At 35.2% G+C, this 23,757-nt stretch carries 24 protein-coding genes, 1 pseudogene and 1 riboswitch; of the genes and pseudogenes, 2 read left to right on the top strand and 23 right to left on the bottom strand.

The features are described from left to right. Positions 1-37: 37 nt before the first annotated feature. The 9 genes and pseudogenes from thiS to rplM all read right to left on the bottom strand — a co-directional run bounded on the left by thiS (position 38) and on the right by rplM (position 7,192). Positions 38-244 (bottom strand): sulfur carrier protein ThiS, encoded by a 207-nt coding sequence (thiS, locus tag EKL97_RS02260; protein ID WP_126567973.1) that lies wholly within the window; start codon positions 242-244, stop codon positions 38-40. Between the two features lie 63 nt (positions 245-307). Then, a riboswitch (TPP riboswitch) is annotated at positions 308-404 on the bottom strand. Between the two features lie 81 nt (positions 405-485). Further along, positions 486-1,052, bottom strand: coding sequence for a DNA-3-methyladenine glycosylase I (locus tag EKL97_RS02255; RefSeq protein WP_126515140.1), 567 nt, complete (start codon positions 1,050-1,052; stop codon positions 486-488). Further along, the gene (locus EKL97_RS02250; protein ID WP_126567972.1) at positions 1,049-1,702 is read right to left on the bottom strand and encodes a queuosine precursor transporter; all 654 of its coding nucleotides are present in this window, start codon (positions 1,700-1,702) and stop codon (positions 1,049-1,051) included. The genes EKL97_RS02255 and EKL97_RS02250 overlap by 4 nt, the downstream gene beginning before the upstream one ends. A 395-nt stretch (positions 1,703-2,097) precedes the next feature. Beyond that, positions 2,098-3,471 (bottom strand): S8 family peptidase, encoded by a 1,374-nt coding sequence (locus EKL97_RS02245; protein WP_126563440.1) that lies wholly within the window; start codon positions 3,469-3,471, stop codon positions 2,098-2,100. A gap of 369 nt (positions 3,472-3,840) precedes the next feature. Then, positions 3,841-4,279, bottom strand: a pseudogene (locus EKL97_RS16060) (queuosine precursor transporter); the annotation flags it as partial. 155 nt (positions 4,280-4,434) lie between these two features. After that, on the bottom strand, positions 4,435-5,259 hold the full coding sequence (tsf, locus tag EKL97_RS02235) for a translation elongation factor Ts (RefSeq protein WP_126458271.1): 825 nt from the start codon (positions 5,257-5,259) through the stop codon (positions 4,435-4,437). A 107-nt stretch (positions 5,260-5,366) separates the two neighbouring features. Beyond that, positions 5,367-6,170: a 30S ribosomal protein S2 gene (gene rpsB, locus EKL97_RS02230; protein WP_126567970.1), complete on the bottom strand. Its 804-nt coding sequence runs from the start codon at positions 6,168-6,170 to the stop codon at positions 5,367-5,369. Between the two features lie 180 nt (positions 6,171-6,350). Continuing rightward, a complete protein-coding gene (gene rpsI / locus EKL97_RS02225; RefSeq protein ID WP_126453913.1) occupies positions 6,351-6,737 on the bottom strand; it encodes a 30S ribosomal protein S9 in 387 nt (128 codons plus the stop codon). Continuing rightward, positions 6,737-7,192: a 50S ribosomal protein L13 gene (gene rplM, locus EKL97_RS02220; protein WP_066080505.1), complete on the bottom strand. Its 456-nt coding sequence runs from the start codon at positions 7,190-7,192 to the stop codon at positions 6,737-6,739. The genes rpsI and rplM overlap by 1 nt, the downstream gene beginning before the upstream one ends. Before the next feature lie 340 nt (positions 7,193-7,532). Between rplM and EKL97_RS02215 the strand changes: the two genes are divergently transcribed. After that, on the top strand, positions 7,533-8,558 hold the full coding sequence (locus EKL97_RS02215; protein WP_126563441.1) for a LacI family DNA-binding transcriptional regulator: 1,026 nt from the start codon (positions 7,533-7,535) through the stop codon (positions 8,556-8,558). A gap of 245 nt (positions 8,559-8,803) precedes the next feature. Here the strand turns inward: EKL97_RS02215 and EKL97_RS02210 are convergent, their stop codons facing one another. The 4 genes from EKL97_RS02210 to EKL97_RS02195 all read right to left on the bottom strand — a co-directional run bounded on the left by EKL97_RS02210 (position 8,804) and on the right by EKL97_RS02195 (position 12,190). After that, positions 8,804-9,760 carry a geranylgeranylglycerol-phosphate geranylgeranyltransferase gene (locus EKL97_RS02210; protein ID WP_126567968.1) on the bottom strand — a complete coding sequence of 319 codons (957 nt, stop codon included), beginning with the start codon at positions 9,758-9,760 and terminating at the stop codon, positions 8,804-8,806. A 92-nt stretch (positions 9,761-9,852) separates the two neighbouring features. Beyond that, positions 9,853-10,791, bottom strand: a complete 939-nt coding sequence (locus EKL97_RS02205) for a mevalonate kinase (RefSeq protein WP_126458259.1) — start codon at positions 10,789-10,791, stop codon at positions 9,853-9,855. 59 nt (positions 10,792-10,850) lie between these two features. Next, positions 10,851-11,045, bottom strand: a complete 195-nt coding sequence (locus EKL97_RS02200) for a hypothetical protein (RefSeq protein WP_126458256.1) — start codon at positions 11,043-11,045, stop codon at positions 10,851-10,853. Positions 11,046-11,089: 44 nt separating this feature from the next. Then, complete coding sequence (locus tag EKL97_RS02195) at positions 11,090-12,190, bottom strand: diphosphomevalonate/mevalonate 3,5-bisphosphate decarboxylase family protein (RefSeq protein ID WP_126561262.1); 1,101 nt, start codon at positions 12,188-12,190, stop codon at positions 11,090-11,092. Positions 12,191-12,303: 113 nt separating this feature from the next. On the opposite strand from EKL97_RS02195, the gene EKL97_RS02190 reads away from it, so the two are divergent. Further along, positions 12,304-12,780, top strand: coding sequence for a TspO/MBR family protein (locus tag EKL97_RS02190; RefSeq protein WP_126561263.1), 477 nt, complete (start codon positions 12,304-12,306; stop codon positions 12,778-12,780). A 43-nt stretch (positions 12,781-12,823) separates the two neighbouring features. Here EKL97_RS02190 and EKL97_RS02185 read toward each other — a convergent pair whose 3' ends face one another. The 10 genes from EKL97_RS02185 to EKL97_RS02140 form a co-directional block, all read right to left on the bottom strand. After that, positions 12,824-14,032, bottom strand: coding sequence for an NAD(P)/FAD-dependent oxidoreductase (locus EKL97_RS02185; RefSeq protein ID WP_126458247.1), 1,209 nt, complete (start codon positions 14,030-14,032; stop codon positions 12,824-12,826). Beyond that, complete coding sequence (locus tag EKL97_RS02180; RefSeq protein ID WP_126567967.1) at positions 14,029-14,706, bottom strand: glycerophosphodiester phosphodiesterase; 678 nt, start codon at positions 14,704-14,706, stop codon at positions 14,029-14,031. Before EKL97_RS02180 ends, EKL97_RS02185 begins: the two co-directional genes overlap by 4 nt. Before the next feature lie 537 nt (positions 14,707-15,243). Next, a complete protein-coding gene (locus EKL97_RS02175; RefSeq protein ID WP_126567965.1) occupies positions 15,244-16,614 on the bottom strand; it encodes an NADH-quinone oxidoreductase subunit N in 1,371 nt (456 codons plus the stop codon). 13 nt (positions 16,615-16,627) lie between these two features. Then, positions 16,628-18,070, bottom strand: coding sequence for a NuoM family protein (locus EKL97_RS02170; RefSeq protein ID WP_126458238.1), 1,443 nt, complete (start codon positions 18,068-18,070; stop codon positions 16,628-16,630). A 107-nt stretch (positions 18,071-18,177) separates the two neighbouring features. Beyond that, a complete protein-coding gene (gene nuoL / locus EKL97_RS02165) occupies positions 18,178-20,061 on the bottom strand; it encodes an NADH-quinone oxidoreductase subunit L (protein ID WP_126564497.1) in 1,884 nt (627 codons plus the stop codon). Positions 20,062-20,067: 6 nt separating this feature from the next. Next, on the bottom strand, positions 20,068-20,388 hold the full coding sequence (gene nuoK, locus EKL97_RS02160) for an NADH-quinone oxidoreductase subunit NuoK (RefSeq protein WP_066079401.1): 321 nt from the start codon (positions 20,386-20,388) through the stop codon (positions 20,068-20,070). A 1-nt stretch (position 20,389) separates the two neighbouring features. After that, entirely contained in the window at positions 20,390-20,902 is a 513-nt protein-coding gene (locus EKL97_RS02155; protein WP_126453958.1) for an NADH-quinone oxidoreductase subunit J, read from the bottom strand. Continuing rightward, the gene (locus EKL97_RS02150) at positions 20,903-21,448 is read right to left on the bottom strand and encodes a NuoI/complex I 23 kDa subunit family protein (RefSeq protein ID WP_126458232.1); all 546 of its coding nucleotides are present in this window, start codon (positions 21,446-21,448) and stop codon (positions 20,903-20,905) included. It abuts the gene before it with no gap. A gap of 205 nt (positions 21,449-21,653) precedes the next feature. Continuing rightward, positions 21,654-22,706, bottom strand: coding sequence for an NADH-quinone oxidoreductase subunit NuoH (gene nuoH, locus EKL97_RS02145; RefSeq protein WP_126453962.1), 1,053 nt, complete (start codon positions 22,704-22,706; stop codon positions 21,654-21,656). Then, positions 22,699-23,748 carry a 2Fe-2S iron-sulfur cluster-binding protein gene (locus EKL97_RS02140; RefSeq protein ID WP_126453964.1) on the bottom strand — a complete coding sequence of 350 codons (1,050 nt, stop codon included), beginning with the start codon at positions 23,746-23,748 and terminating at the stop codon, positions 22,699-22,701. Before EKL97_RS02140 ends, nuoH begins: the two co-directional genes overlap by 8 nt. Positions 23,749-23,757: the final 9 nt, after the last annotated feature.

Below are 23,757 nucleotides of genomic sequence, written 5' to 3'. Positions count from 1 at the left end.
TTAATCTATAAATCTTTCAATCTTTAAATTAAAATGGTTATCCTCCTTGAGTTGCAGAGATGATGAGAATGTTATCGGTTTCTTGTATGATGTGGGAATTCCAGTTGGATTTTGGAATTATACTATTGTTAATGGCTACGGCAATTCCGTTTTGTTTTATTGGAATTTCCAAGTCAAGAAGTGCCTGAACAGTAAGACTGTCAGCTGCAAATTGTTTCGTTTGATTGTTGATTTTGAGTTCCATTCCTTTTGAATTTAGTATACAGTTATACTTTAGGAATGGCTATAGGAGTACATAAATGTACCAGGAAGTCATCTTACTTTTCCCTACGCTAGTATGAACTAGATCAGGTTCAGAGGGTAATTCTCAGCCTACAATGTTGTAGACACCCCTAAAGTGTGAAACAAATATAATGGTTTTTTTGATTAAAATTTCGGATTTAAAGTTTTATTTGATAATTTAAATGTCGAAAACGGATTACTCACTACTGTTTTTTCCAGCAATCTGCAACGTGATCATCAACCATTCCGGTGGCTTGCAGGAGTGCATAAACTACCGTTGAACCGACGAATTTGAATCCGCGTTTTTTTAAATCCTTACTTATTGTATCTGAAAGCGGAGTAGTAGCCGGAACTTCTTGTAAAGATTGTCGGTTGTTTTGAATGGGTTTTCCATCAGTGAATTTCCAAACATAATTTGAAAAACTGCCAAATTCTTCTTGTACTTTCATAAAGGCTGCCGCATTTGATACTGCCGACCTAATTTTTAATTGATTGCGAATTATTCCAGCATCTTGAAGTAATTCATGGATTTTATTTTCAGTATAAAGCGCTATTTTTTTATAGTCAAATTGGTTAAAAGCAGCTCTAAAATTTTCTCTCTTGTTCAAAATAGTAATCCAACTGAGTCCAGCCTGAAACGTTTCAAGTAGTAAAAATTCAAATAAAGTGGCGTCCTCATACACGGGAACACCCCATTCTTCGTCGTGGTATTTTTTATACAAAACGCTAGAAGTACACCATCCACAGCGGGGTTTATCGTCTGTAATCATTTGTTATCAGTGGCTAAATAGTTTTTTATTAAATAGTGACCCAAGTAAATTAAAGGAGTCAAGAGAATGGCAATACCAAGTTTAAATGTATAGCCTGTTAAGGCGGAGGTTAAAAATGTATCAAAGTTTATTTTTCCGGGCAACCAAAAAGCAATTCCCAACACAATAAAAGAATCGAATAATTGCGAAATGATAGTAGAACCCGTGGCTCTGAGCCATATTTTTTTGTTTCCTGTACGGTTTTTGAAAAACCAAAAAACGGTTACATCTATCAATTGAGAAACTAGGAACGCAATGATACTTCCCACTATGATCCACATGCTTTGTCCAAAAACGGCAAAAAACTGCTCATCATTGACTGGGCTTATTCCTTTTGCGGCGGGAATATTGATTGCAAAAAGTAAAACAAGGAAAGAGTAGGCGATTAAACCGGCAGTGATTAAGGACAATTTCTTTACTCCTTTTTCTCCAAAGTATTCATTGATTAAATCAGTAGTTAGGAAAACAATAGGCCAAGGCAAAATGCCGATGCTCATTACAAAAGGACCTATTTGTATCAGTTTCCCACCGATGAGTTCTGCTATAACGGCATTAGTGATAAAGATTCCGGCAAGAATAACAAAGACAAGTTCTTTTTTGGTTTTGAACATAAAAAACAATTAATATCCAAATTTAGTGTTTTAATTGAAAAGTATTAATTTGTATTGTTGTTTTCGATGTAAATTTATTCTAAACATGATTCTATTTTTTTTCATTTTTATTAAATAAAATCGTTTAATTAATTTATAATCAAATTAGTGAAAAAGAAGAATCATGTAACTTTAATATTTTGGCTAGAGATATTTTTTCGATTATTAAGTTCAAATTTTTACATTAAATAAGTCAATTTGTGCTTAGCAGTCTTATCTAACATAGCTTTTGCTATTCATCCTCTACTTAGGATATTTTAAAAATATGGATTTTTTGAACGGTATTGAAAAAAAATATGACCATAAAAAAAAGAGCCCAACTTGTGGACTCCTTTGTTTAATTAGTTTTAATTGGATTAAAATCCGCTTACATTCAATCTACCTCCTGTTAAACATTTTCCAGATAAAGAGGAAGTAGGAGTAGCACTGTTCAATAGTGCTGCTTTAATTTGTGCAGCTGTTGCACCAGGATTCAAAGATGCGTATAATGCAGCCGCTCCTGACACATGTGGAGTTGCCATTGAAGTTCCGTTATAACTAGCATAGCTAGATACAAACTTACCTTTAGATCTTGCAGGTACTGTTGACCATATTCCTGAACCAGGAGCGCCTAAATCAACAGAGGTAGCGCCAAATTGAGAGAAACTTGATAGAGCTCCTGTATTGGTAATTGATGCAACGGCGATTACATTTGCGTTAGGATAACTTGCAGGATAACTTGGTGTGGTGTCATTGTCAGTTCCACTATTCCCTGCAGCAGCAATGAACAGTATTCCAGCAGTATTGGCTCTCTCAATTGCATCCTGAAGACCTTGTGAGAATCCTCCTCCTCCCCAAGAGTTATTAGTAGCTACAATGTTTAAGCCATGTCTTGTTTTTAGATCAGTGAAATAGTCAATTGCTTTAATTGCATTTGCTAATGTTCCGCCTGTTCCACCTAAAAATTTAGCGTTTATCATTTTTACATTCCATACAACACCAGCAACACCTTTTCCATTACCTCCTACAGCACCAATAGTACCGGCAACATGTGTTCCGTGGTCATCGTCAACTCCGTCAAAAACAGTATTATCGTTTGCGGCAAAATCATAGCCATACACATCGTCAACAAGGCCATTGCTATCATCATCTATACCATTACCATCTATTTCACCTGGGTTTTTACCTGCATTGGCTGCTAGATCTTCATGAGTGTACATATAACCTTCGTCAATAATACCGATATACACAGTAGCTGATCCTAACTTATTGTTTGCCCAAGCAGCTGCGGCTTGCGAACCAAACTGATTCGATGGAGAAGTTGTAGATCCATACATGCCCCAAAGTGAACCATTAGTATAATAAGTGTCATTTGAAACTGCAAAATGATTGTATATCCAGTTTGGCTCTGCATACTCTACTCCTTGTAAATCTTTAATAAGCTCAATAGCTTCCATTGTGCCTAACTTTGAATTTACCAATAAAATTTTTCCACCTGTAGTGTTTGTTTTAGCAGTGGAAGTTTTCATAGAATTAGTGTTAATAACTTCTACTGTAGTTCCTCCAATTAGAGATAAAATGTTTGTTGATGTTTTAGCTCCAGTTTCTGTAGGTTTAAATTTAATAAGTAGTTGGTTCGCAACATAACTTGGTTGTACCTTATTTTGTACTACTTCTGTTGAATTTAAATTTTCATCAGTACAAGAGAAAAATGCGAACAAGACTAGGGATGCAATAAATAAATTCTTCATAAATTTGAGTTTTTGGTTTAAAAAGTTAAAAGTATTAAAAAAATAAGGTAACGATAACGTTTTCGGTAAAAATATAAATAATTTTAGGTGATGGTCGTTTTATGTTAAATTTTTACGATGCGCGTTTTTAGGTAGGAATTTTCGTTTTGTATTTATAAGCTATTTTAATTTAAATTGTTAGTGGTTAATGGACACTGCATGAAGTTCAGCTTTTTATAATCTAATATGTTTAAGAGTTCTTTTTGAATGAATGAATCCGATAAAAAAACCCATTTCAAATCTCTTTGAAATAGGTTGTATATAAATCTGAGTTCAAATATTATAATCTGAAATCAAAAAATCAATTTATCCTAACTCAGCTCTTTTGAAACCTGTTTCTCTGAGCCAGATTTTTTTATTTCCTGTACGGTTTTTGAAAAACCAAAAAACAGTTACGTCTATCAATTGAGAAACTAGGAACGCAATAATACTACCCACAATAACCCACATGCTTTGTTCAAAAACTGTTCGTCATTTACCGGGATTATCCCTTTTGCCACGGGAGTATTTATGGATAAAAACAAGAGGTTGAACGCATAAGTAATTAAAAAAGCGGTAATTAAAGATAATTTTTTACTCCTTTTTCTCCAAAGTATTCATTGATTAAATCAGTAGTCAGGAAAACAATAGGCCAAGGTAAAATGCCGATACTCATTACAAACGGATCTATTTGTATCAGTTTTCCACCGATGAGTTCTGCGGTAACAGCGTTAGTAATGAAGATTCCGGCAAGAATAACAAAGACAAGTTCTTTTTTGGTTTTGAACATAAAAAACAATTAATATTCAAATTTAGTGTTTTAATTTATTTTTTGGAAGTGGTTTTTAGGGAATAAAAAAATCCCATTCGAGTGAACGAATGGGATTTATAATTTTTAAACAGAATATAAATAAATTTAAGATTCTGTCGTAAATTTTGAAAAAATTATCCTAACGCAGCTCTTTTGAAACCGGTAACGATAAGATCTTTATCTAAAGATTTAACATAAGCAGCAACGCTCATTTTGTTGTCTTTGATATAATCTTGGTTTACTAAAGTATTATCTTTAAAGAAACGAGCCAATTTACCTTTAGCAATATTGTCTAGCATTGCTTCTGGTTTACCTTCTTGACGTAGGATATCTTTAGCAATTTCTATTTCTTTAGCGATGGTGTCAGCATCAACACCCGTTTCGTCTAAAGCTATTGGAGCCATTGCAGCTGCTTGCATCGATACGTTTCTTGAAACTTCTTCAGCACCCTCTACATTTGCAGATAGCGCCACTAAAGTAGCAATTTTGTTTCCGGAGTGAATGTAAGATCCGATAAAGGCACCTTCTAATTTCTCGAAAGTTCTGATTTCTAATTTTTCACCGATAACACCAGTTTGTTCGATTAATTTATCAGCAACAGTGATTCCGTTGAAATCAGCTGCTAAAAATTCTTCTTTTGTATTGAAGTTCAATGCTAGATTAGCCATTTCAGTAGCCATTTTCACGAAGCTTTCATTCATTCCTACAAAGTCAGTCTCACAGTTTAAGGTGATTACAACTCCAGCAGTTTTATCAGCATTTACAACAGCAATTGCAGCACCTTCTGTAGATTCTCTATCAGAACGGTTTGCAGCTACTTTTTGTCCTTTTTTACGTAAGTTTTCGATCGCTAAATCAAAATCTCCTTCTGCTTCAACCAAGGCTTTTTTGCAGTCCATCATTCCTGCACCAGTGATTGTTCTTAATTTATTTACGTCTGCAGCAGTAATTGTTGCCATAATTTTTTTATTTTAAAGATTAAAAGATTGAGAAATTTAAAGACTTCATCATTAATTTTACAATCAATAATTTTTATCTTTAAATTCTTCAATCTTTAAATTTATTTTTATTCTTCAGTTGCAGGAGTTGGAGCTACTGTTTCGGTAACAGGAACAACTACTTCAGCAGCAACAGGCGGTACTACTTCAGCAGCAACAGGAAGATCAGTTTCTTTGTCAGATCCTCTATCAGAAAGTCCTTCGATAATTGCACCAGTTACTAAAGTTAAGATTTTGTCAATTGATTTAGAAGCATCATCGTTAGATGGAATTACGAATTCAACCTCTCTTGGGTCAGAATTGGTATCCACCATAGCGAAAACTGGAATGTTTAATTTTTGAGCTTCTTTTATTGCGATATGTTCTGCTTTGATATCAACTACGAACAATGCAGCTGGTAGTCTTGACATGTCAGCGATTGAACCTAAGTTTTTCTCTAATTTGGCACGAAGACGATCTACTTGCAAACGCTCTTTTTTAGAAAGTGTCATGAAAGTACCATCTTTCTTCATTTTATCAATAGTTGCCATTTTTTTAACAGCTTTACGGATAGTTACGAAGTTAGTTAGCATTCCACCAGGCCATCTTTCAGTGATGTAAGGCATGTTTGCAGCTTTAGCTTTTTCAGCTACGATGTCTTTAGCTTGTTTTTTGGTAGCTACGAATAATATTTTTCTACCTGATGCAGCGATTTTTTTCAAAGCTTCATTCGCTTCTTCAATTTTTGCTGCTGTTTTATAAAGATTGATAATGTGTATACCATTACGCTCCATATAAATGTAAGGAGCCATGTTTGGATCCCATTTTCTAGTCATGTGTCCGAAGTGTACACCTGCTTCTAGTAATTCTTTTACTTCTACTTTGTTTGACATTTTTTGTTTAGTTTACGTTCTGTTGATTAGCAATGTTCCTTTTTAATTTAAAGATTCAATCTTTTAATTGGGTTTCATTTAGATGCTAAACTAATTTCCCGTCTCAACGGGACAACAACAACATTGTTTTTAAATTTAATAATCAATACGTCTTGTATAAATAATACAAGACAGGTACTATTAACGTTTAGAGAATTGGAATCTCTTACGAGCTTTCTTCTGACCGAATTTCTTACGTTCAACCATTCTTGGATCTCTTGTCAATAAACCTTCTGGTTTCAGTATCGCTCTGTTTTCAGCATTTACTTCACACATAACACGTGCCAATGCCATTCTTACTGCTTCTGCTTGTCCAGTTGAACCACCTCCGTAAACGTTCACTTTTACATCAAAATTTGTTACATTTTCTGTCATAGACATAGGTTGTAATACTTTGTACTGTAACGTTGCAGTTGGGAAGTATGTTTCGAATGCTTTTTTGTTTACAGTGATTACTCCTGTTCCTTCCGAAACATAAACACGTGCAACAGCGGTTTTTCTTCTACCGATTTTGTGAATAACTCCCATTACTTAAGATCGTTAAGGTTAACTGTTCTAGGTTTTTGAGCGCCTTGTTTGTGCTCTGATCCTACAACAACATTTAAATTTCTAAAAAGCTCAGCACCTAATTTGTTTTTAGGTAGCATTCCTTTTATTGCTTTTTCAACTAGTAATGCAGGGTTTTTTGATTGCAATACTTCAGCAGTTAAAGTTCTTTGTCCTCCAGGATAACCAGTGTGACGGATGTAAGTTTTTTCTTTCATCTTGTTCCCTGTAAGGTTGATTTTTTCTGAGTTGATAACAATTACGTTATCTCCACAGTCAACGTGTGGCGTATAACTTGCTTTGTACTTACCTCTAAGGATCATTGCGATCTTCGAAGCCATACGACCTAAGTTATGCCCATCAGCATCTACAACAATCCACTCTTTTGTAACGGTGGCTTTGCTTGCTGATTGTGTCTTGTAGCTTAATGCGTCCATAATATTATTTTAATTAAACATTCCATCCCCAATAAAGGGGTTGCAAAAGTACAATTAATTATTTTAAATACAAATACCTTAAAAGATTATTTTTTTCTTGTTTTAGTGCTGATTATCAAATGTATATTTGAAATATTTTTCCGGCAATGAATTTAGAATTAATCGAAACCGTCGATAGATTGTTTTGTTGTGAATTTTTATGTAAATTTATTGAATATTCCTCATTTTTCAGAGCCAATTTTTATATTATAATCGCTATTTTTGTCGATCTAATTGTTAATATTCTATTTATTTACATCTTGTCCCTTTTTTCTTTATTAATTACAATAAACATTTTTTTATGAAAGCCAGAGCTACACTAAAACAAATCGCAAAAGAACTGAATGTTTCTGTTTCTACAGTTTCAAAAGCACTTAATGATAGTCCGGAAATTAGTGAGTTAACTAAAATAAAAATAAAAGAATACGCAAAGCTAAAAAATTACAAACCTAACGTAATTGGTTTGAACCTAAAAAACAGGAAAACAAGAACCATTGGGGTGATTATTCCTAATATTTTGAATTCTTTCTTTGCCAAAGTATTTAGTGGTATCGAGAAAGTGGCTGATGAAAAAGGATACAATGTGATTATGTGTATTTCAAATGAATCTTTGGATAAAGAAGCGCATACTTTGGAGATGCTCAGCAATGGTACTATCGACGGATTTATTGTTTCGGTTTCTGAAGAGGCTCAAAAAAATCAGGAATACAGTCATTTTTCGGCAATCATTAATGATGGAACTCCTATTGTGATGTTTGATCGAATTGCGGATGGCGTTGATTGTGACAAAGTTATTGTAGATGATTTTGATTCGGCCCTAGATTCTACCCAACATTTAATTGATTTAGGGTGCAAAAACATAGCGCTGTTTTCTTCAGTTGATAATTTGAGTGTCGGGAAATTGCGCGCTGACGGCTATATGAAAGCCCTAGAAATCAACAATATACCCATTAATAAGGCTATAATTTTGAGAACTGATTGTGATGAAAATCTAAATAATCTCATAGAAAATATTTTTGATACCAATACAATTGACGGGATTTTTGCTTTGGACGAAAATGACTCCGTAGCTGCTTTGAGAATTGGACTCAAAAAAGGATATAAAATTCCCGAAGCACTTTCTATCATAGGTTTTGCAGATGGTATACTCGCCTCCCGTAGGTTGTCTCCCAGTTTGACCACGGTCAGTCAGCATGGCATAGAAATAGGCGAAGTTGCTGCTAAACTGCTTATTGATCGACTGGAATCTAAAGAAGAACACATTCCCTATGAAACGGTTGTCATTAAGACAAAATTGAAAGAAAGGGAGTCAACAAGAAAACTGTAGAACGTATTATAGCAATCCTGCGGAATCACGTTTAGCAATGAAATGAACCCGAAAAAGGGTTTGTACAATGCCCCATAGCATAAAAACTGCTCTTTTTTTGTTTTTATTGAATACATAAAATTAAAAATCAAATTAATAAATGGTTGTGATTTTCTAATTTTATAGTAGGAACCCTTTTTCTATTTCAAGAGAATGCCTAGCCTGATGATAGAGGTTTTTTTTAGTAATTCTTAAAAAGGGATTGTCTAAAGCATCATCAGCAATCTTTTGCCGTGCCATAAAACACTCGGATCAATCAGTACAATACAAAATACTCCAGAGACAATTAAAAATTTCAGGACATTATGAAGCAATAGGAATTGTGGTTTAGCATTTGATTTCCACAAGTAAAGCAAGGATAAAATAAGGATTATGAGCGAGGAATAAAAATAAATATCCATATATCCCACATCGTAAATTTCGATTAAAACATAAACGGGGAAAACGGTAAGGAGTGTCAAAAAGGTTATGATTTTTTTTGAAATTTCTTCTCCATAAACAATGGGAATCGTTTTATAATCAGTAATTAAATCGCCTTTCAGATTTTCTAGGTCTTTAATCATTTCCCGAATCAGCAGCAATAAGAACAAAAAAGAGGCATGCACAAATATTACTCCAAGCTGTCTTTTGTAATTTTCAATTTCTTCAAACGGGATCTGATTGTAGTAATACAATAGTATGGCAAAAAAAGGGGTCACGGCAAGTAAAGCCGCTGTCAAATTTCCTATTATAGGGTGTTTTTTTATTTTATGGGAATAAAACCAAATAACGAAAATGTATAGGGAAAAGAATAAAAAAGCACGCCAAGAAACAAACAGAGCCATTAAGGCAACTATGAAATTCAATGTAAAATAGACGTTTAGTTTTGTTTTTTGACTCACTAATCGATCTAACATGGACTTGTTAGGGCGATTGATTAAATCTTTTTGGCTGTCATAAAAATTATTGATAATATATCCCGAAGCAATTGTTAGTGATGAAGCAAAAACCAAGATAAATAAATTGAAATCGAGTAAAATAGCCAAAGCTCTTGTGTCAGGAGCCAAAATAAATATGGCTGAGAGGTATTGTGCCAGGATAATGACCGGAATGTTATAGCCTCTAACCACAGAGAACAAACTTGCAATTTTCATTAGGAGAAGTTTGTGGTGCCTGCTTAACATTTAGATTTATTTAAGAATGTGCTCCCAATAATAAGGGTGCTATTTTAGGTTTTCTTCTCCCTCTCCTTTGAAGAGGGTTGGGGAGAGGATGTTTAAAACTGGTACACGACTTCTAGTTTATACTCTTTCAGGGAAATTTTGGCTTTTTCTAAATCTTCTGTGAATCCTAAGATGTAACCACCGCCACCAGAACCACATAATTTCAAATAATAATCATTACTGTCAATTCCTTGTTGCCAGATGCTGTGAAATTGTTCCGGAATCATTGGTTTAAAGTTATTCAAGACCACTTTAGATAGTTTCTTGGTATTCATGAACAATGATTTCATGTCTCCGCCCAGGAAATTTTCAACGCAGGCATCTGTATATTTTACAAATTGATTTTTCAACATGGCGCGGAATCCTTTGTCTTTCAGGTTTTCCATGAAAATATTCACCATGGGAGCGGTTTCGCCCACAATTCCAGAATCTAACAAAAATACGGCTCCTTTGCCGTCAAAGCTTTGATTTGGAATTCCGGTTGCTTGAATGTTATCTTTAGAATTGATTAAAATAGGGATACTCAAATAACTGTTCAAAGGATCTAATCCAGAACTTTTTCCGTGGAAAAAACTCTCCATTTGAGAAAATATATTTTTTAGCTGCAATAATTTTTCACGAGTCAAATTTTCCAGAACCGTAATTTTATTTTGAGCATATTTATCATAAATAGCGGCTACAAGTGCACCACTGCTACCTACGCCATAACCCTGAGGAATACTGGAATCAAAATACATTCCGGCTTCCACATCATTTTTCAAGAGGTCTAAATCAAAAGTAACCAGATTGGGGTGTTCGTCTTGTAAAGTGTCTAGATAGATAACAAAACGCCTTAAATTCCCATTTGATTTTACCGCTTCTTCAGACGAATTTCCGTCTCTTTTGAGCGCACCATTATAAAAATTATATGGAATTGAAAGCCCTTTTGAGTCACGAATTATTCCGTATTCTCCAAAGAGTAGTATTTTTGAGTAAAATAAAGGTCCTTTCATATGGTGTTGTAAATTAACAATTTGGGGGTTGGCAATTAGGCATTTTTTAATGTGCTGTTTTATAAATCAACTTGATCGCCACGATTCGCTTCCTGAATTTCAAGGTCAATTTCTTCTTGTTGTTCAGGTGATAAATTTTTCCAAACCTCTTTTTTTTGTGATTTGAAAATGTTTTTCACAGCTTCAATTATGGCTGTGTCGTCAGTTTCTAACAACATTTTTATCAATTCTAATTTCTCGGATTGAATGTCCATGTTTTCAGGTCTTTAAAAATTAAAGATAGTGAAAAATAAATAAATTAAAGCAATACCGCTCCATTTCCAATTTCGTCACAAATGTACTGACCATTTTGACAATAGCCAACTAATTCGTGCTGAATAAATTGTAAAACTTTTTCGGCAACATTCTCAGGATATAAAACATGCACATTTGCTCCGGCATCCAGCGTAAAACAAACCGGAATTGTAGTCTCATTTCTAAATTTCCAAATCGCATTTATAATCTCCAACGTATTTGGTTTCATCAATATAAAATAAGGCATCGAAGTCATCATCATGGCATGTAACGTCAAGGCTTCGCGCTCTACAATTTTGATGAATTCGTCCAGATTTCCACTTTCGAAAATTGAAATTAATTGGTCTAAATTTTCGTGCGCCTGTGCAAACCGCCTTTCGGCAAAAGGATGGTTGTGCATTAAATCATGTCCAATGGTACTTGAAACTTGCTTTTCTCCTTTGTCAACCAGCAAAATAGTGTCTTGAAAATTCTTGAAATTAGCATGAATTGCATTTGGAAATTCCACGCCAAATAAATCCGAACTTCCGGAGATATTTGCATGATTTCCCCACACTACAACTTGTCCTTTTACACTTCTGCAAGCGCTTCCAGAACCCAAACGTGCCAGCAAAGACGCTTTTTGATAGAAATACTCCTTAGTCATTCCTGGATTTAGCGCTTTTTCTAAACTCATTAAGTTCATCGCCAAAGCTGCCATTCCAGATGCTGATGAAGCAATTCCGGAACTATGTGGGAAGGTATTTTCCGTGTCAATCGTAAAATGGTAGTCTTTCAAAAAAGGTAAATAAATTTCTATTCGCTCCAGAAATTTTTGGATTTTTGGTTTGAAATCTTCTTTTGGTTGTCCTTCAAAAAGTAAGTCAAAAGAAAAATCATCTTTTATGTTTAGCGCAGTTGAAGTATTTTTTTTGGTGAAAGCCAATTTCGTAATTGTTTTACAATTGTTCAACGTAAAACTCACCGAAGGATTTGCAGGAATTTGATTGTCTTTTTTTCCCCAATATTTTACAAGGGCAATATTGCTTGGTGCGCTCCATTGAAAATTGCCTTCTTCAATCGAATGTGTATATTGTGATGGGATAAAATCGTTTGCTGAAATCATGAATGTATAAATTTATGCAAAGATACTTTTTTTGGGTTATTTGTTTATTCGTTTAGTTGGTTAATCGTTACAAAGATTTGAGTAAATTTGGCTCACATTAGAAAAATATAAAAATGAATAAAATCACCCGAATATTAGCTGTTGTTGTTACGTGTCTTGCGATTGGTTATTTCTCTGGTACGGTTACTCGTTCTGCCATTACCACTTGGTATCCAACCTTAATAAAACCAAGTTTTAATCCGCCCAATTGGATCTTTGCACCAGTCTGGAGTATGCTATATGTGATGATGGGTGTTGCGGCTGGATTAGTTTGGGATAGAATAGAAGTAGAAAAAGAAGCCGTAAAAAAAGCGTTGATTTTCTTTGCGATTCAATTAGCACTGAATGCTTTGTGGTCGTATTTATTCTTTGGATTACACAACCCGATGTTAGCCGGATTAGAAATTATTGTATTGTGGTTGATGATCTTTGAAACGTACCTTCAGTTTTCAAAAATCAATAAAATTGCGGGCTATTTATTCATTCCGTATTTGGCTTGGGTAAGTTTTGCAGCGGTTTTGAATGGAAGTATCTGGTGGTTGAATAGATAGTTTTTTACCCTTTTAGGCTTCCACACTGTTAAAGCGTTGATTATTATATAGCACTCGCCACAATAAACCCACTAGTCCACGCATTCTGAAAGTTGAATCCTCCAGTAATGGCATCAATATTAACAATTTCACCAGCAAAATATAGGTTTTCGTGTAGTTTGCTTTCCATAGTTTTGAAGTTGATTTCCTTTAAATCAATTCCGCCTGCCGTCACAAATTCTTCTTTAAAGGTGCTTTTTCCATTCACTTGAAAAGTGCCATTCGTTAATTGATTCGCAAGATTCGTCAATTGAATTTTAGACAAATCGGCCCATTTCGTCTCCGCTTCAATTCCGGAAGCGAACACCAAACTTTCCCATAATCTATTGGTTAATTCGAAAGGAGATTTCTTGGAAACTGATTTTTTCGCGTGTTCCTGTTTTAAGTCTTTTAGCTTTTTCTCGACATCTTCTTTGTCAGCATCGTTCAACCAATTCACGAAAATATTGAACTGATAATTTTTATCATGCAAGATGCGGGCTCCCCAAGCGGAGAGTTTCAATATCGCCGGTCCGCTCATTCCCCAATGGGTAATTAACAACGGTCCTGTTGAGCTGAGTTTGGTGTCTTTTACTTTTACGGTTACTTGCGCCGCAACTCCGGGTAATTCTTTTATTCTGGAATCTTTGATATTAAAAGTGAATAAGGAAGGAACCGGGCTGACAACTGCATGACCAAAATTCTGTAACATTTCCCATACTTTAGGATTACTCCCAGTAGCTAGAATCAGTTTTTCGGCAAGATAATTTTCAGTTTGGGTTTCGATTTTCCATTCATTCTCTTTCTTGAAAATTGATTGTACACTTTGTCCTGTAAGTACTGCAATACCCAGTTTTTGTGTGGCAGTTAGAAAACAATCAATAATAGTTTGTGAAGAATTCGAAACCGGGAACATGCGTCCGTCTCCTTCTATTTTTAATTCTACACCATGTTTCTCAAACCATTCAATCGTATCGCCAGAACAGAACTGATGAAAAGGGCCTCGTAATTCTTTTTCGCCACGCGGATAAAACTTCACTAATTCATTTGGCTCAAAACAAGCGTGCGTCACGTTGCATCTTCCGCCGCCGGAAATGCGAACTTTTTGCAATACCTCTGCACCGCGCTCCAGAATGGCAACTTTCAGTTTTGGATTTTTTTCTACAATATTTATCGCTGTAAAAAAACCTGCTGCGCCACCGCCTACTATTATTATATCAAAATTCTGATTCATATTCTATTTGGGAAATCGGTGATGATTCCGTTTACGTTGAATGTTTTTATTTTTTGAATATCTTCTAATTCATTGATAGTCCATGGGAAAACCTGCAATCCTTTTTCTTGCATTTGCGCCGTGTTTTCTTTTGTCAATAAATGAAAATGCGGATGAATGGATTTTGCCTGAATGAATTTGGCGAAAGCCAAAGCCAAGTCTAAATCAGTTTCCGTTAAAACGCCAATTGAAATTTTATCATTTAAAAACGCCACTTGCTGCAACGCATTCCAATCAAAACTGGAAATTAAAAAACGATCGTATTTCCAACCTTTTTTAGCAACATATTTTTCAATGAGTGAGACTACTTTGTCTGTTGCTTCGTAGCTTTTGAGTTCAATATTGATCAGGCAGCCTTGGTTTACCAAATCAAAAACCTCTTGTAGCGTAGGGATTTGGTACTTTCCATTTATTCGAAATGCCTTTAATTCTTGCAAAGATAAAACTTTTACAAAACCTTTTCCATTGGTCGTACGGTCAATGGTTTCATCGTGAATAACAATTAATTCTTCATCAGCACTCAAATGCACGTCGAGTTCAATACCGTCCACATGTAGGTCTAATGCTTTTTGGAACGAAACAAGAGTGTTTTCCGGTTCGTATCCTTTAGCACCACGATGTCCAATTTTGAGCATTGCCTTTTAATTTCGAGTAAAGATAAACATAAAAAAACGCCTTCATTTCTAAAAGCGTTTGGATTTAAAAAGTAAACTCATAGTCAGTTTAGACTCTTCGGTATCGTCTCCAGCTTTTGGAGAGTCCCAGATTTTATTATTTCAATTCTAATGCGAAACAAGTGTTAAGAATCAGTATTACAAATCGATTAAAAAAAACAGAAACATCTTCTATATATCTTATTAAAGTATAAAAATAAGCGACTTACGGAATTCTCGAAGTACTTTTAAACATACGATTATTCAGACTAAAGCATTAAAATTAGTGCAAATTTATTCGACAATTTGTGAAAAATTAGAAAAAATTTAAAATATACTTGTGAGCGATTCAGTAACAACGATAAGCCAGATTTAACAGATCCAGAAATTATGACCATCTATTTTGAAAAAAGACAATACCGTTCCATTAGATTGAGCACACAATTCATTGCAAAAACACATGACAAAAAAATTCTGATAGCTAAGTCATCAAGATTTTTTTTAATATACAGATTTAATTTATGCCAACAAATCCAACACTAAGGATGGAAACAACCCTAATGCGATATTCAACACAATTGCTACAATGGCAACCGCATAAATAACAACCGGCGTTCCTTTTCGTTCCTCGTTTGGTTCTTTAGTGTACATCGCCAAAATCAATTTGAAGTAGTACCCAACGCTTATAATCGAATTGATCACTGCTACGATCACTAAAGTCAAATAACCCGCTTGAATCGTTTGATTGAACAAAACCAACTTAGCAAAGAAACCCGCAAAAATAGGAATACCTGCCATAGAAAGTAAAGCTGCCGTAAGAATGGCCGCTAATAAAGGGTTGGTTTTTCCTAATCCGTGGAAATTTACAACATCTTCGTTGTCTCTATTTTTACAAACGTATAAAATCACACAAAAAGCAGCGATTCCAGATAAAGAATACGCTGAGGCATAATACAACAAACTTCCAGCTGATGTAGACAAACTCAACAAAGTCATCAACATAAAACCGGCATGAGAAACGCCAGAAAAAGCCAACATACGCTTCACGTTTGTTTGTCTCAATGCCATAATATTACCAACGGTCATCGAAGCCATCGAAATCACAACGACTACCATTTTGAATGACTCAGAAACATCCGCATTCATTACTGATAGTAATTTGTACAAACTAGCCATAGCAACTACTTTTGCCAAAGTACTCATTAATGCAGTGGTCAACGCTGGAGAACCTTCGTAAACATCAGGTGCCCAGAAATGAAATGGAACTGCCGCCACTTTAAACAACATCCCTATGGTAACCAACACAATTCCTATTGGAAACCAAACTGGCAATTCCGCTGATTGCGACAATTCACTGATTTCAGTAACGTCAAAACTTCCCATGGCACCATAAATTAAACAGATCCCAAAAAGAATGATTCCAGAGGCAAAAGATCCCATTAAAAAATATTTCATTCCCGCTTCGTTACTTTTCAAACTCAAACGGTCACTTGCAGCAAGAATGTAAAGTGCAATGGACAACACTTCGATTCCTAAAAAGAACATCGCTAAGTTTCCAAAAGAAACCATTGCCACTGCCCCTGCTAATAAAAATGTTTTTATGGCAATATAATCCGAGATTTTAGATTGGTGATTTTCGTAAAAATTATGTCCTAAAGCTACCAAGAAAATGGTTAGCACAATAAACAAAGATGAAAAAGTAGTTGAAAATTTACTCACAACAATCATGTTGCTATAGTAACTTTCTGTTGAATTATATTCAGATATAGTTAAACCCAGCACTCCCAATAATCCAATAATCATTATTGGAACAATGGCTCTTCTTAAATTAAAGATTTCAAATAAAAGGCATAAAACACCTAATCCTATTATAGCTATTAATGTATTCATTTTTTTATTTGACTTAGTTAATTCGGTTTATTTGAGTTAAAATTTCTTCCAGACTTGGGGTAATCAAATCAGTAATTGGCTTTGGATACATCCCAAAAAAGAATAAAACACCAATTATTAGTACCAAAGTTATTCCTTCATTGAACGTTACATCCGCAAAAGGTTTTGAATTAGTTTCGCCCAACATGGCATGTTGAAACATTTTCAACATATAATACGCTCCTAATATTATGGTTGTTCCTCCTAAAATAGCAAACCAAATGTTGATTTGTGAAAGACTGTATAAAACGGTGAATTCTCCAATGAAATTAAAAGTAGTTGGCAAAGCAACAGAGGCTAAAACCAAGATTAAAAACATTGATGTAAATTTTGGTGTCTGTGAACGAATGCCTCCCATTTCAGCAATTGCTCTAGTTTCATATCTTCTAAAAATAATTTCAGCTACATAAAACAACCCAACAACTACAAATCCGTGTGCAATCATTTGTAAAACAGCACCACGCAATCCGTCTAATGTCAACGTGTACGTTCCGGCTGCTATTAATCCAACGTGAGCCAAAGAAGAATACGCTAATAATTTCTTCAAATCTTTTTGTTTCAATGCAACGATAGACCCGTAAATCACCCCTGCAAGTCCAAGTCCGATGAAAATATACATGTATTCCTTAGCTGCCAGAGGTGTCAAAGGCAATTGCCAACGAATAACGCTATACAATCCCATTTTTAGCATGATCCCTGACAAAAGCATCGTACCAACGGTTGGTGCTTTCTGATACACATTTGCCTGCCAAGTATGAAAAGGAATTAATGGAATCTTAATGGCATACGCCAAGAAGAAAGCTAAGAATATCCACAATTGTTCAGTTGCTGTTAGGTTCAATTTGTATAAATCTTCTAATAAAAGACTTCCCGCTTTTTGATACATATAAACAAAAGCCACTAACATAAATAAAGAACCTGCTAAGGTGTAGATAAAGAATTTAACTACTGCTTTTTTGCGTTCTTCTACGTCTCCGTTACCCCAAATTAAAGCGATGAAGTAAATTGGAATCAATGATAATTCCCAAAAAACATAATACAACAAACCGTCTGATGCTAAGAATGTTCCTGCCATTGCAAATGACATGAACAAGATTAACGCATAAAAAGATTTTGAATTTTCGTATTGATTTCCAAAAGAAGAGAATATAATTATTGGAATCAAAACCGTAGTCAATAAAAGCATCGCCATTGACAATCCATCTGCTTTTAGAGCGAAAGAAATATTAGGTTGCGTAATCCACTGGTTGATGAAACTGATGTTTTCACCTAAATTATAGTGATTTAATAATACAATTGAAGCGCCTGCAGCAGCTAACCCAAAGAACAAAGCTACTTTTGAAGCTAGCTTATCGCCTGCAAGATACGTTGCAAACGTGCCGACCAAAAGTATAATTAATATTAGAGATACATTCATTTGTAATTATTTATTGTTTTTTAAACATCCTTCGAACCAGATTTTTAAAAGAAAATTTATTTTAAAATTATAATTTTAGTATTATGAAAACTTGTGTATAAATTCGGTTATTCTGCTAAAAACAAATACGAAACAATAGCACAAAGTCCTAAAACAAAGGCAAAGAGATAAAGACCGATACTTCCGTTTTGGACTTTCTTTCCTTGAAAACTTATTTCGTTTGCTACTTTTCCAATACCAAAAACAAAAGCTGTTACACCCGTTTCTATTGTGTCTCTGAAAAAACGAGACAAAAAGTTAATTGGTTTAACAAAAATAGCATCATAAAATTCGTCCACATAATATTTATTGTAAAGAACTTTAGAAAATCCTGTAATGGCTGCATCCTCTGTAGGAACCTCGTTTTGTTTGATGTATTTAGCGTAAGCAATACCAATTCCAACCAATCCACCCACAACAGCAATAACCATCAAGATGTATTCAGTAGTTCCTAAATGGTGTTCTGCCGTGGCTAATTTAGGTACAATAGGAGTCAAATATTCATTCAACCAACTATTTCCAGGCAAACTGATCATACCACCTATAGTAGCCAATATTGCCAAAACAATCAAAGGAATGGTAATCAAAGCTGGACTTTCGTGCAAATGGTGCTTTTGTTCTGCTGTTCCTCTGAATTCTTGGAAGAACGTTAAAAACATTAAACGGAACATATAAAAAGCAGTCATTATAGAGGCAACCGAAGCCACAATCCATAACGGAATGTTATTATGGAAAGCCACTAATAATATTTCGTCTTTAGAGAAAAAACCGGAGAATAATGGAACTCCTGAAATCGCTAATGAAGCAATAAGCATTGTTGCAAAAGTAATTGGCATTGCTTTTTTCAATCCACCCATCTTGCGCATGTCTTGTTCACCGTGCAAAGCATGAATTACAGAACCGGAACCCAAGAACAAACAAGCTTTAAAGAAAGCGTGCGTGATTACATGGAAAACAGCCACTTCATAGGCGCCCAATCCCAAAGCCAAAAACATTAATCCCAGTTGAGAAACAGTAGAATACGCCAAGACTTTCTTAATATCATTTTGCAGCAGTCCAATGGTTGCAGCAACCAGAGCAGTAACCGCTCCAACAATAGCAATAATCGATTGTACATCCGGAGTCAAATCAAATAAGAAATTCAATCTGGTAATCATAAAAATCCCTGCTGTTACCATCGTCGCCGCGTGTATCAGTGCCGAAACCGGTGTTGGTCCCGCCATCGCGTCCGGTAACCACGTATACAATGGAATTTGTGCTGATTTACCACAAGCACCAATGAATAACGCGAAAGCAGCAACAGAAAGCCAATACATATCAAGATCCGTTGCACCGGCAATAGCAGTTTTTAAAGTAGCGTAATCTAAAGTCGAGAATAAATTACCCAGAATGAAAATTCCAACTAACAACCCTAAATCCCCAATACGGTTCATGATGAATGCTTTCTTTGCAGCGTCATTAAATTCTTGGTTTTTATGCCAAAAACCAATTAACAAATACGAACAAAGACCTACGCCTTCCCAACCGATGAACATCACTAATAAGTTACTTCCTATTACTAAAAGAATCATGAAAAATATAAACAGATTCAAATACGCAAAAAAGGTATGCATATTTTCATCCTCATGCATGTAACTGATAGAATACAAATGAATCAAAGATCCAATTCCGGTCACAAAAAGCAACCATAAAATGGACAGTTGGTCCAATTGAAATCCAAAATCGACTTTGAAAGTACTGATTTGGATCCAGTCAAAAAGAGCAATTCGAATGCCTTCTGGTTGCGCTGCAATTCCACCGAAGAAATAAGCAGTCGCAATAAAAGAGACAACAACAGAAAGTGTTCCGATTATTCCAGAAAGTGATTTTCCAAGGCTTTTGCCAAAGAAAACATTAATTAAAAATCCTAAAAAAGGAGCAAGAACTAAAACTAAAGCTATATTGGTATTCATTTCCATTTATCCTTTTAAGTTTTTTAAATTATCGATGGTAATTGAACCTAAATTTCTAAAAATAGAAACCAGAATTGCCAATCCTACCGCAACTTCTGCCGCAGCAACAGCCATCGAGAAGAACACAAAAACTTGTCCTTGCGCATCTTGATGATACGTCGAAAATGCTACAAACAATAAGTTTACTGCATTCAGCATAATTTCAATTGACATAAATACGATTATGGCATTTCGTCTGTACAACACCCCAAAAACGCCAATACAAAAAAGTATCACGCTTAGGAATATATAATTTTCAATACCAATGTGGTTTAAAATATTGTTCATTTTATTTTTGCAATTTTTCTTTTTTAGACAATAAAACAGTACCAATCATAGCGACCAAAAGCAATATAGAGGCAAATTCAAAAGGCACCATATATTCGTTGAGCAACACTTTACCCAGTACTTTTATAGATTGATAATCTTCGCCAGTGGTTACATATTCGCCAACAATAGGTTTTGAGTTGATAAAAATAGCAATCAAAATCAAACATATCAAACAAAAAGAAACAATTGCTCCTAATCTTGTTATTCTTGGTTTGTGGACTTCTTTTTCTTCGTTCAGATTCATCAACATGATCGTGAACAAAAACAAAATCATAATCGCTCCAGAATACACGATGACATGTACTATGGCTAAAAATTGAGAATTCAATAATAGATAATGACCCGCAATCGAAAAGAAACACACCACTAGATAAATAGCACTGTGAATCGGATTTTTGCTGAAAATTGTCAAAAAGGCGGTTGCTAATGTGATAGCAGCCAATACACAAAAAATTATAAGTATTGTAGACATTTAGTTCGCGTTTTTAAGTTGAGCATTTTTCATTGCGATATCTAATGGCATGACCAATCTGTCTTTTCCAAAAATGAAATCTTCTCGTTCATAACTTGAAGGAACCAATACTTTAGAAGTCGTCAGGTAAATGGCGTCTTTAGGACAAGCCTCTTCACACAAGCCACAAAATATACAACGCAACATATTGATTTCATATATCGATGCATATTTTTCTTCTCGATACAAATGTTTTTCATCCTCTCTGCGTTCTTCAGCCTTCATCGTGATGGCCTCTGCAGGACAAGACAACGCACACAAACCACATGCTGTACAGTTTTCACGACCTTCTTCATCTCGCTTCAACATGTGCTGCCCCCGATACACAGGACTCATTTCACGCACTTGCTCCGGATACTGAATCGTTACTTTTCTGGTGAACAAATGCTGAATCGTAATTATCAAGCCTTTGACAATCGCAACCAGGTACATTCTTTCCCAAAAAGTCATCTCTTTATTAGAGACTACTTTTTTCCTTCCCGATAAGGATATGTTTTCTATACTCATTTTTTAGTCATTTCGAGGAACGAAGCAATCGAACACTCAATTTTAATCCTTTCTACTTATTTTATTTGAAGCTTAATCCTGCTATTCGCTGTATCTTTTATTTTTTAAAGAAAAAAATAAAAGGATGCCGCTACTATCAGGGCTAGTGATTTTGAGATCTATGTATTAAATTTAATGCTAATTAATTTTATTTTAAGAGTAGACATTAAAATCCTAAATAAGCCGCAATATCGCTTCTCAAAATTACAATACCCGTAATCACTATATTGATGATAGACAGTGGAATTAATATTCTCCAACCCAAATGCATCAATTGATCGTATCTAAATCTTGGAATAGTCCATCGTACCCACATATAAAAGAAAATGAATCCACATATTTTTATAAAAAGAACTCCAATACCTATAACATTGGCAATATTGATTCCCCAATTTTCAACCACCCAACTCATCCCAGGATAATTATAGCCGCCAAAGAATAAAACCGCCAAAATAGTAGATGAAATAAACATATTTGCATATTCAGAGAACAAATAGAAACCCATTTTCATCGACGAATATTCCGTATGATACCCCCCAATTAATTCGGTTTCACATTCTGGCAAATCAAATGGCGTTCTGTTGGTCTCCGCAAAAGCACACACCAAGAAAATCAAAAAAGATAAAGGTTGGTAAAAAACATTCCAACTCATTCCAGACTGCTGTGCTGAAATTTCTCTCAAACTCAACGTCCCGGTCATCATCAATAGAGCGATAATTGAAAGCCCCATTGCCACTTCATAAGAAACCATTTGAGAGGCAGCACGAACCGCACCAATCAATGAAAATTTATTGTTTGAGGCCCAACCTCCAATCATAATTCCATAAACACCTACAGAAACAACTCCAAAAAAGTATAATAATGCTATGTCAATATCAGCTGCTTGCAGCAAAATATCCCTGCCAAACAAATGAAAACGATCGCCCCAAGGAATAACAGCACTAGTCATTAAGGCCGTACTCATTGCAATGGCCGGACCTGCAAAAAACAACACCCGGTTTGGCGTATTGGGTTCAAATTCTTCTTTCGAAAACAATTTCAAACCATCAGCGAGTGGTTGAAACAATCCCATAGGTCCCGCTCGGTTTGGGCCAACTCGATCTTGAAGCCATGCGGCAACTTTACGTTCTGCCCAAGTAGAATACATCGCCATAAGCATTGTTATAGCAAAAACTACTACAATAATGACGCTTTTATCAATGATAAGTGTACTATCCATTATTACCTAAGCTTTTTTGATTCGTAATATCTTCTTCAGTCAATGGAAACTCTACCATGCTTATTTTCTTGCGGTCTTTCTCTCTTCCTAAAAGAATATTCTCTTCGGTAGCGATTTCCACTTTTTGTAATTTTCTATTGTATTTATTTTGATTGATCACAGAATCTTTTTCGAAGGCTCTCGGTCCTTCAATAATCCAATCCGCAACATCTTTGTGATCAAAACGACACCCATTACAAATAAATTCATCTACTTCATGGTACTCATCTTTTCTTCCTGTAACGCGTTGAATTTCGTCACCAAACATCCAAACGGTAGTTTTTCCAGAACAAGTTGGGCAATCTCTGTGTGCATTATAAGGTTTGCTGAACCAGACTCTCGATTTAAATCTAAATGTTTTATCTGTTAAAGCGCCTACCGGACAAACATCAATCATATTTCCAGAGAATTCATTGTCAACCGCTTTTGAGATACACGTTGATATATTAGAATGATCTCCTCTATCCATTACTCCGTGCACACGATCGTCTGTCAATTGATCAGCCACCATCACACAGCGGTAACAAAGAATACAACGGTTCATGTGTAATTGAATATTTGGTCCTATATTTTCGGGCTCAAATGTTCTTTTTTCTTCGATAAAACGCGTTTCTGACTTTCCGTGCTCAAAGCTTAAATTTTGCAAATCACATTCTCCTGCCTGGTCACAAACCGGACAATCTAATGGGTGATTGATCAATAAAAACTCCGTTACTGATTTTCTGGCTTCGGTTACTCTTGGCGAAGATTTACTGTTCACTTCCATTCCGTCCATACAGCCCGTTACACAAGATGCCATTAATTTTGGCATTGGTCTTGGATCAGCTTCACTTCCTTTTGCCACTTCCACTAAACAACAACGGCATTTTCCGCCGCTTCCTTTTAGTTTAGAATAATAGCACATCGCTGGCGGAACTACCTCTCCACCTATCATACGTGCTGCCTGCAGGATTGTTGTTCCTGGTTCTACTTCTATGCTTTGACCGTCTATGGTTACTTTCATTATCTACCA

Origin of the sequence: Flavobacterium sp. LS1P28 (genome assembly GCF_003970335.1) — a bacterium.
Taxonomy (GTDB): Bacteria; Bacteroidota; Bacteroidia; order Flavobacteriales; family Flavobacteriaceae; genus Flavobacterium.
The sequence above is the reverse complement of the archived record's forward strand: the minus strand, read 5'-3'. Positions and strand labels throughout refer to the sequence as shown.

What these genes read in the sequence shown, in the direction of transcription:
- EKL97_RS02205 (WP_126458259.1), bottom strand. Translation starts at nt 10,791, where the DNA reads ATGAAAGGACCTTTATTTTACTCAAAAATACTACTCTTTGGAGAATAC.
- EKL97_RS02190 (WP_126561263.1), top strand. Translation starts at nt 12,304, where the DNA reads ATGAATAAAATCACCCGAATATTAGCTGTTGTTGTTACGTGTCTTGCG.
- EKL97_RS02255 (WP_126515140.1), bottom strand. Translation starts at nt 1,052, where the DNA reads ATGATTACAGACGATAAACCCCGCTGTGGATGGTGTACTTCTAGCGTT.
- nuoH (WP_126453962.1), bottom strand. Translation starts at nt 22,706, where the DNA reads ATGGATAGTACACTTATCATTGATAAAAGCGTCATTATTGTAGTAGTT.
- EKL97_RS02250 (WP_126567972.1), bottom strand. Translation starts at nt 1,702, where the DNA reads ATGTTCAAAACCAAAAAAGAACTTGTCTTTGTTATTCTTGCCGGAATC.
- EKL97_RS02185 (WP_126458247.1), bottom strand. Translation starts at nt 14,032, where the DNA reads ATGAATCAGAATTTTGATATAATAATAGTAGGCGGTGGCGCAGCAGGT.
- EKL97_RS02180 (WP_126567967.1), bottom strand. Translation starts at nt 14,706, where the DNA reads ATGCTCAAAATTGGACATCGTGGTGCTAAAGGATACGAACCGGAAAAC.
- EKL97_RS02195 (WP_126561262.1), bottom strand. Translation starts at nt 12,190, where the DNA reads ATGATTTCAGCAAACGATTTTATCCCATCACAATATACACATTCGATT.
- rplM (WP_066080505.1), bottom strand. Translation starts at nt 7,192, where the DNA reads ATGGACGCATTAAGCTACAAGACACAATCAGCAAGCAAAGCCACCGTT.
- EKL97_RS02155 (WP_126453958.1), bottom strand. Translation starts at nt 20,902, where the DNA reads ATGTCTACAATACTTATAATTTTTTGTGTATTGGCTGCTATCACATTA.
- rpsB (WP_126567970.1), bottom strand. Translation starts at nt 6,170, where the DNA reads ATGTCAAACAAAGTAGAAGTAAAAGAATTACTAGAAGCAGGTGTACAC.
- EKL97_RS02200 (WP_126458256.1), bottom strand. Translation starts at nt 11,045, where the DNA reads ATGGACATTCAATCCGAGAAATTAGAATTGATAAAAATGTTGTTAGAA.
- EKL97_RS02215 (WP_126563441.1), top strand. Translation starts at nt 7,533, where the DNA reads ATGAAAGCCAGAGCTACACTAAAACAAATCGCAAAAGAACTGAATGTT.
- tsf (WP_126458271.1), bottom strand. Translation starts at nt 5,259, where the DNA reads ATGGCAACAATTACTGCTGCAGACGTAAATAAATTAAGAACAATCACT.
- thiS (WP_126567973.1), bottom strand. Translation starts at nt 244, where the DNA reads ATGGAACTCAAAATCAACAATCAAACGAAACAATTTGCAGCTGACAGT.
- EKL97_RS02210 (WP_126567968.1), bottom strand. Translation starts at nt 9,760, where the DNA reads ATGTTAAGCAGGCACCACAAACTTCTCCTAATGAAAATTGCAAGTTTG.
- EKL97_RS02245 (WP_126563440.1), bottom strand. Translation starts at nt 3,471, where the DNA reads ATGAAGAATTTATTTATTGCATCCCTAGTCTTGTTCGCATTTTTCTCT.
- nuoK (WP_066079401.1), bottom strand. Translation starts at nt 20,388, where the DNA reads ATGAACAATATTTTAAACCACATTGGTATTGAAAATTATATATTCCTA.
- EKL97_RS02150 (WP_126458232.1), bottom strand. Translation starts at nt 21,448, where the DNA reads ATGAGTATAGAAAACATATCCTTATCGGGAAGGAAAAAAGTAGTCTCT.
- rpsI (WP_126453913.1), bottom strand. Translation starts at nt 6,737, where the DNA reads ATGGGAGTTATTCACAAAATCGGTAGAAGAAAAACCGCTGTTGCACGT.
- EKL97_RS02170 (WP_126458238.1), bottom strand. Translation starts at nt 18,070, where the DNA reads ATGAATGTATCTCTAATATTAATTATACTTTTGGTCGGCACGTTTGCA.
- EKL97_RS02140 (WP_126453964.1), bottom strand. Translation starts at nt 23,748, where the DNA reads ATGAAAGTAACCATAGACGGTCAAAGCATAGAAGTAGAACCAGGAACA.
- EKL97_RS02175 (WP_126567965.1), bottom strand. Translation starts at nt 16,614, where the DNA reads ATGAATACATTAATAGCTATAATAGGATTAGGTGTTTTATGCCTTTTA.
- nuoL (WP_126564497.1), bottom strand. Translation starts at nt 20,061, where the DNA reads ATGAATACCAATATAGCTTTAGTTTTAGTTCTTGCTCCTTTTTTAGGA.